Source organism: Sphingobacterium sp. UBA865, assembly GCF_002295765.1.
GTDB classification, from domain to species: domain Bacteria; phylum Bacteroidota; class Bacteroidia; order Sphingobacteriales; family Sphingobacteriaceae; genus Sphingobacterium; species Sphingobacterium multivorum.
This window is the reverse complement of sequence record NZ_DBGB01000008.1, coordinates 1-6,785: the sequence shown is the minus strand read 5'-3', so window position 1 is coordinate 6,785 and position 6,785 is coordinate 1. Positions and strand designations below refer to the sequence as shown.

At 37.3% G+C, this 6,785-nt stretch carries 7 protein-coding genes; 2 read left to right on the top strand and 5 right to left on the bottom strand.

Features of this window, described 5'->3' with window-relative positions; all coding sequences use genetic code 11:
- Nucleotides 1-50 precede the first annotated feature (50 nt).
- From B2O97_RS02815 to B2O97_RS02800, 4 genes are all read right to left on the bottom strand, one after another.
- Entirely contained in the window at nucleotides 51-2,720 is a 2,670-nt protein-coding gene (locus B2O97_RS02815) for a carboxypeptidase-like regulatory domain-containing protein (RefSeq protein ID WP_286766919.1), read from the bottom strand.
- Between the two features lie 3 nt (nucleotides 2,721-2,723).
- Complete coding sequence (locus B2O97_RS02810; RefSeq protein ID WP_070564610.1) at nucleotides 2,724-3,485, bottom strand: GLPGLI family protein; 762 nt, start codon at nucleotides 3,483-3,485, stop codon at nucleotides 2,724-2,726.
- 83 nt (nucleotides 3,486-3,568) lie between these two features.
- Nucleotides 3,569-3,832, bottom strand: coding sequence for a hypothetical protein (locus tag B2O97_RS02805; protein WP_070564608.1), 264 nt, complete (start codon nucleotides 3,830-3,832; stop codon nucleotides 3,569-3,571).
- Nucleotides 3,833-4,015: 183 nt separating this feature from the next.
- Entirely contained in the window at nucleotides 4,016-4,138 is a 123-nt protein-coding gene (locus tag B2O97_RS02800) for a hypothetical protein (protein ID WP_262511806.1), read from the bottom strand.
- Between the two features lie 218 nt (nucleotides 4,139-4,356).
- Here B2O97_RS02800 and B2O97_RS02795 point away from each other — a divergent pair, with 218 nt between their 5' ends.
- Together B2O97_RS02795 and B2O97_RS02790 are read left to right on the top strand one after the other, a co-directional pair.
- Nucleotides 4,357-4,557, top strand: coding sequence for a hypothetical protein (locus B2O97_RS02795; protein ID WP_070564605.1), 201 nt, complete (start codon nucleotides 4,357-4,359; stop codon nucleotides 4,555-4,557).
- A 47-nt stretch (nucleotides 4,558-4,604) separates the two neighbouring features.
- Entirely contained in the window at nucleotides 4,605-5,156 is a 552-nt protein-coding gene (locus tag B2O97_RS02790) for a hypothetical protein (RefSeq protein ID WP_070564598.1), read from the top strand.
- Nucleotides 5,157-5,282: 126 nt separating this feature from the next.
- Here the strand turns inward: B2O97_RS02790 and B2O97_RS02785 are convergent, their stop codons facing one another.
- Complete coding sequence (locus tag B2O97_RS02785) at nucleotides 5,283-5,864, bottom strand: hypothetical protein (RefSeq protein ID WP_286766918.1); 582 nt, start codon at nucleotides 5,862-5,864, stop codon at nucleotides 5,283-5,285.
- Between the last annotated feature and the right edge of the window lie 921 nt (nucleotides 5,865-6,785).

Here is a 6,785-nt window from a genome sequence, read left to right as displayed (position 1 = left end):
GCTAAGATATTGGTTTGAAAGTAGGATTGGTTGCAGGAAATCGTAAGATATTATAGGCTATATGATAAACCCAATAAAAAAATACGGGGCATCGTATAGATAATTTTTTCGGAACTGATATACTCTGTCAGTACCGCAGTGCGGTAGCTTGCGTTTTTTAACACATTTAGCCCTTGAATATAAAAACTGAATGGAGATTTTACTTTCTGGTAACGCAATTCAAAATTTCCATTTATAGTAGTTGGATCAGCACTGCTATCACCCAGCCCTGTTTTCAAGAGACTCCAGTCTGTTTTAAATACAAGATTCTTCAGCTGATATTTCCCGGTAATGCTCCATTTATTGAGCGCGACCTTTTGACTATCCCCCAAACTCTTCTGCCAGCTATCTGTTCTTGTCCAGGCTACTTTCACATCTGCCAGCTTTGGTATGAACCATCTTAAGGAAAGGTCTGTCGAAACCGTATTCTGCCGTAGATAAATCTCGTTGTTATCGATACCTTGTGCTAACCTCATATGGATATAGGACAGATATACACCCGGTTCAAACCTGCCGTATCTTATGCTATACCCCCCGATATTGGTGAAATTGAAATCAGGTCGATCAAACAGCTGCACTGTCTTCAACTGCTCGTAGGAAGAAGTCAAAAGGCTGTTCCCTTTGATCTTATCTTTCAAAGTCAATGCACTGTTAAAATGGATTACCCGAAAGTCTGTAAGTCTAAAATTGTTATAGGTAAAAGCAAGTTTATGGAATGTCTGTCCCTCCAGCAGGATATTTCCCCGGGACAAACTATTGTAACCTGTGATCCAATAAGACGGATTGAGGTCCATTGCTGCCGCAAAAGTATAACCCCTTCTGTAGTTAAGACGAAATCCATCCAATGCACTTTTTCCATATTTTAAATCCACCTCCGGCTGTAGAAACCATTGCCCATGACGATCATCGTTTGCTGGAGTCTGGTTGATTAAGTATAAGTAGTACTGCTTTAAGGAAAATAGTATTTTTAACTTATCGAAGTCCAGCCGGTAGCTCCCGCCCAAATAATTGCTGCTGTTTCGATAATATTGCTCGTGGTCAAACAAATGCGTACCGGTTGTATCCTGTGGTCCCGCTGACTGCCCATTCTGCCGTAATAATTCATTTTGCGAGTTCACTTCCAGATGAAGCTGCTGGTTTTGATTGATTACCCAATAGTATTTATAAGATCCATTTAAAAGATTCACCTTGCGCTCCAAAGGTCTCCTTATACTATAGTTCGCCATAGAATCAAAACGTATAAAGCCGCGAAGGAAAAGGCTGTCCGAGGAAAGGGAAAAATTATCGTTCTCAGAAGTGTACTGATGCTGGAAAGCAAATGAGCTGTAACTTCGCAAAGAATGCTTCCAGCTACCTTCCAGGTATTGCTTTAAAACAACAGAATGTCCATCCTGGATTTGTATACTATTGTTGTCTACTCCAAATCTGTCAATGACATTGTTAGTATGCACCTGCTGCTTGGGCATTGTCCAGAATGTACCCAGGTTATAATCCAAGCTAAAATATGGACTGGGCTTAAAGCTGCTCGAAATATTTAAAGAGGCCTGTCTATTTACCTGCGAAGAACGCATACTGGTTTGTTCTGTATATCGAAGATCAGGAAAAGAATAATGATTAGTGCCATCTAACATGGTACCCAACCTGTTCTCGGCATACACACCATAGAGATTTACGCTCAATCTCTTCTTTAGGACCTTTTGAAAGCCGTTGAATGCGGCGAATTTATTGATGTTCCTTATCACATTTCGATTGTCACGATTGTATCCAGCCAGTGTATTCTTATTAATTGAATTAGAAAAGTACTGTAGCTCGGCACCCTGAACCCGATCAATATCTTCTTTGGAGACCGGTGAAGTACCGATATTGTTGATATCCCCAATAAAAGACATGGTTTTTGCCGGTGAGTAATAAAATAGGGCGGCGTGTTCCTTGTAAGATTTTTCGCTTCCCAATGAAGATTCAAGATCTCCAAAGATGAAATTCTTCTTATTCTCTTTCAGTTTGACGTTCATGGCGAGCTGATCATTTACCTGGACGTTTCTCAGCAGGTCGTTTTGGGAAAATCTACTGATCATCTCAACCTTGTCTACTGCATTAGCGGGAATATTCTCGATAGCGAGCTTACTGCCGCCACCAAAAAAGCGTTCATTTTCCACTAAGGTTACATTGACCTGCTTTCCCTGAAAACGCACTTTTCCATCTTCGATGGAAAAGCCAGGCATCTTTTCAATAAGATCCTGTAATTTTCGGTCGGTACTGTCCCTGAAGTAATCGGCAGAAAAACGGATGGTATCTTTGGCAATTTCCACCGCGCGGTATCGGTAGTCAATCTTTACTTCATCAAGTTTCTGGACAGATTTTAATAATTTGTATTTGATTTTCCGTTCTGCTGACTGATTATCTAAGGTATCAACAACTTTTTGATAGCCTAATCTGGAGATTGTGAGCTCAATTTTTCCTACGTTCGGAAATTCAAACTGAAAATGGCCCTGCTGATCACTTTTCTGAAATAAGGGAGCACTTCCGGAAGAAGGAATACGCTTGATCACGATACTTGCGTTCTCCAACGGTTTGTCACTCTCGTCAACAACAAGACCTTTAATTAGCAAGCTTTGTTGCGCCGGTAAACTAGGGGGAAGAACAAATAAGAGAATAAATAATAGTATAAATCTTAACGTCACAAGCTATTGATAAGGAACATTTAATTCTTTGGCTAGTTTATATAACCTTTCCCGCCATTGTTCTTTTGTCAGGATTTCTTTATCTGGCAATGGAGCAATGTCAGCCTTTCCTGTTAAGTTAATGTCAGTTAGTCCGTAGACAATACCGTCATATTGAAACTCAAATATCAAACCTGGTAGGTCACGTGCGAAGACAGGGCCAAAGGGTATAGGAATTTCGGGACAGAACCAGGCAATAACAGGTGTTTTTCTAATTTTGTATTCGCCGCCCTCCCTATAGCTTATTACTTTATCTCCTTTTGCTTTATAGCACGTAAACTCACCTATTTTTTTCGTTTCCTCACTGATTTTCCAGTCAAAATTGTTATGGGTCTTCAATATAAGTCCTTTTTTGTCCATACCTTTTCTAATATCCCTATCAAAACTGTAAAAATACGAAGCATCATGCCAGCTCGTATCTTTATAACCGACTAACCCTTCGGTTATTTTAATATCTTCATTCGAAACTTTTTCAAGTTCAATGGTCTTTACCCGGTTAAACATAGATTTTGTGGTTGTAAATTCCAGCTTAAAACGCATCATTGCAGCCATCTTTGGAACAAAGGGATATGCGTTCAGCACCCATAGACCTTCAGGGCCATTATTAATACTATCAGTACTCCTTAATACAGCATAATGAGCATGGCCGGCAACTTCCTGTGCGTTGGACTTGACCTTCATAATGAAGATCAATATAAAAAGAAGAAAGATGTGTTTTAGTTTCATTTTTTAAATTTTGAATATGGTTGAGCAAATACCCAACCATATTTATTATTTAAATAACCAACATAGTTCTTAGACTATGAATTTTATTGTTGTGTAGAGTGAGTACCTTCAAAACATTTTTGCATTTCAATTTCTAAGATACGGTCAAGAACATCATCTGGGTAATGTCCTTGCATCTGTTCGCCGCGAATTACGACGCCTAAAAGACATGGGACAGGACTGTCCTGTTCAACCATCGCTTCCATTTGTGCAACCGGAACTTCTTCAGCAATGGTTGATGCTTGAACTTGGCTCGCTCCAAAGATAACACCACCTAGTAGCATCATCTTTAAAATACTTTTTTTCATAATTTATATTTAATATAATATCGAATATATTTATAAAAATCACATCTATAATATGGTTTTTTGAAATTTACACAAATGTGTAGTAAACAAAAAATTGTCTGAATTAATTAAAATCCCCCATAACTACTATTATTTACATATCTATCACATAACACACTTAAGAAATTATCGACTTATAGTAAATTACACGAATAGGCGACCGCCAAAGAACTCTACATAGCTCTTTCCTATATCGCTAAAGACAGTGGTACCGATGACAACATTGGCCGCTATTGGAAGGTTGGAATTGGTCATGGTTACTATCATGGCATGCAACCTTTCAATCGGGCAAGGTTGATACTTAAGCCTAATATACATTATTTATNNATATTAACTTTCAAGATTATTAAAGATTGTTAGGCTAAGGCATGGGTTTGAAAGTAGGACTGGTTACGGGAAACCATAAGTAACTTATTCAGGTGTTTAGAGAAAAATTTGTATGAAACCGTTAGAACATTGTTCGAATTATTCTTTATTTTTAGTCTATGAATGACTATACTATTTCGCTTGTGCCTAAAGTGTCCAGGTATGTTTTTGATGAAGTTGTTGTAAATGATATTTTAAAGTGGTTAGTTTCGAAAGATATCGTCAAAGCTGAATTATCGGATTGCATACTCGGCAACCTTGGATTTACGTTTTGGAACGGGCCTGAATTGAAACCTGAATTTATAGTTGCATTGCAGTAGAAATTAAACTGTTACCTGGCGGTTGTAAGATCTCATATTTAGTCATTATGAAAAAAGATAACAATGAAGGAAAAAGCATTATTAAGGGAAGCGGTATGCTTCATATTAATTGGGGTGATGAAAAAAATGGATCAGTACTATTTTTTCAAGGAGATACGGTCTTATTAGGAATTAGCAATGTCCCCTTTGCCTTATATACGACAACGATGTTTGACAGAAATACCTTGCCAAATGAACATGTAAAAAGCCTTTATCAACTTGAAAAACTATTTTTAACAGGCGATTACAGTAGTAGAAGGGTAAAAGAAAATAGTCCCTATGAGATCCCGTTATGGATAAATGACCTTGAAAATTTGAGTTTTTTATATTTGGATCATTTTGATTTAATCGGTTTGACTAACCTCAGAATACAAAACCTAAAAACACTGGTTCTTAAAAATGCTCATATTATTGATATTCCCAATCTTTTAATTGAAATATTAACTTTTAAAAACCTAACACATATTGCTTATGATGCGTCATGTATTCCGTTAATCGACCAATTAAGGGAGCATCATACTGGAGAGATTACTTTTGAGCTCTTAGATGGTTTGAGTTAAATTTATCCACCAATCCAAAAATTCTATATATATATTAGATGTAAGGTAAGGTGTGCAAAGGGATTGTACAGAAAAGCCTTAAGCGAGCGCTCAAGGCTTTGATATAATACGAAATACAATTCATTTCTATTCTTGAACTGTAGGGTACTCAATAACTGTAGATAATCCACATGCAGTTTGAGCAGTGGCTGAAATATAAAAATACGGTAAAGCCCCATTTTGCGTGTTAAGTACTTTGACTCTCACAGTATTTGCTGTCGTTGATAATATTGTTCCCCCACCGACAAAGAAACTGACATTCCCCAATGAAGCATCGACTGTATAGGTATAAATCTGGCCCGGATTAACAATAGGTCTCCCAGAAATGTTAAAGCCTGCACCTACATCTATAACTTTTTCAACTGAATAACCTTTCACATTTTTGGTCTTCAGTTTTACAAAACCGGCATAATTACCAGTTCTTGTAACTTTCCACTGATTATTACCTAATGAAGTTAAAGTTGCTATTCCATCAGCGTTTTCCAAGGTTACTGTTCCCGGATTTACTATCGTATATATACCATCAGAACAAATGCTAGACGGTCCATTAATTTTAAATCCATAGAATTGATTTAACCCTTCGATATCACCCTCACTTAAATCATCTCGCTGAGCTGTCCAGGTACCACCGCCGACTTTAGTCATGACATTCGAAGCAGGATACATCATGATTGAATTAAAGCCCAAAATACCGTATGAAGTTGAATAAGGCTGTATCTGATACTGATATGCCTGACTAAGACCAAATATTCTTTTATCNNAATCTATCCATGGTACTCAAGTCATTCGTCCATTTGTTATCATCAAAAATTCAATCGGCCCACGACAAATTTTAGTATCTGCTGATATTAATCCTTTTTTTTCATTGTAGTAACAATAAACAGTAAATTGTCGAGATTTTTATTCGATTTTGCATGGCCAAAAATGTGAAGCAATTCATTCCGCCCCTCGCCACTTTTACTATCCATTATGCTTTGAACTGAATAGTCTCCATTACAATTATAAATCGTCCAGTTAACATTTTGATCAAACATTTCACTTTTCCGCGTCTCTGTTCTGCAACTTTCATTTTTAGCTGGAAATTGACGAGGATGATTACCAAAATAAAAACCGCCCGAAAAACCAGTGTGATTTGTAGTGTCGACAGGATGAAAATGATAAATGGAAAAATCTTCTCCATTGGTTTCATCTAAAGCGTAAAATGTGGGTAAAGAAATATAATACTTACTTTTCCTATTTGCCTTTCTTCCAATGATTTTATAAAAACCTTATCTGCAGAACTATGTACAGATTTATGATCATTATTTTGTCCGAGGCTGGTCAGAGTTAATATTGTCATGAGGACAGTCATTGTCAATTGCGTATTCATATCTTGGTTGTATTTGTAATGATTGTTGGCTCTAAATTTTATACTTCATAACCGTTAGATAAATTGCAGGTTCCCCTTACCTGAGATTTCGTCGAAATCAACCTTAAGCCCTATAGTAACATCAGCACGAATTGCCTGTGCACGTTACCTGAGCGTTTCAGTAACACGCTTGTACATCTCATGCATCTTCTTCTCATAACTGGTAGAGCGACCGCCAAAGA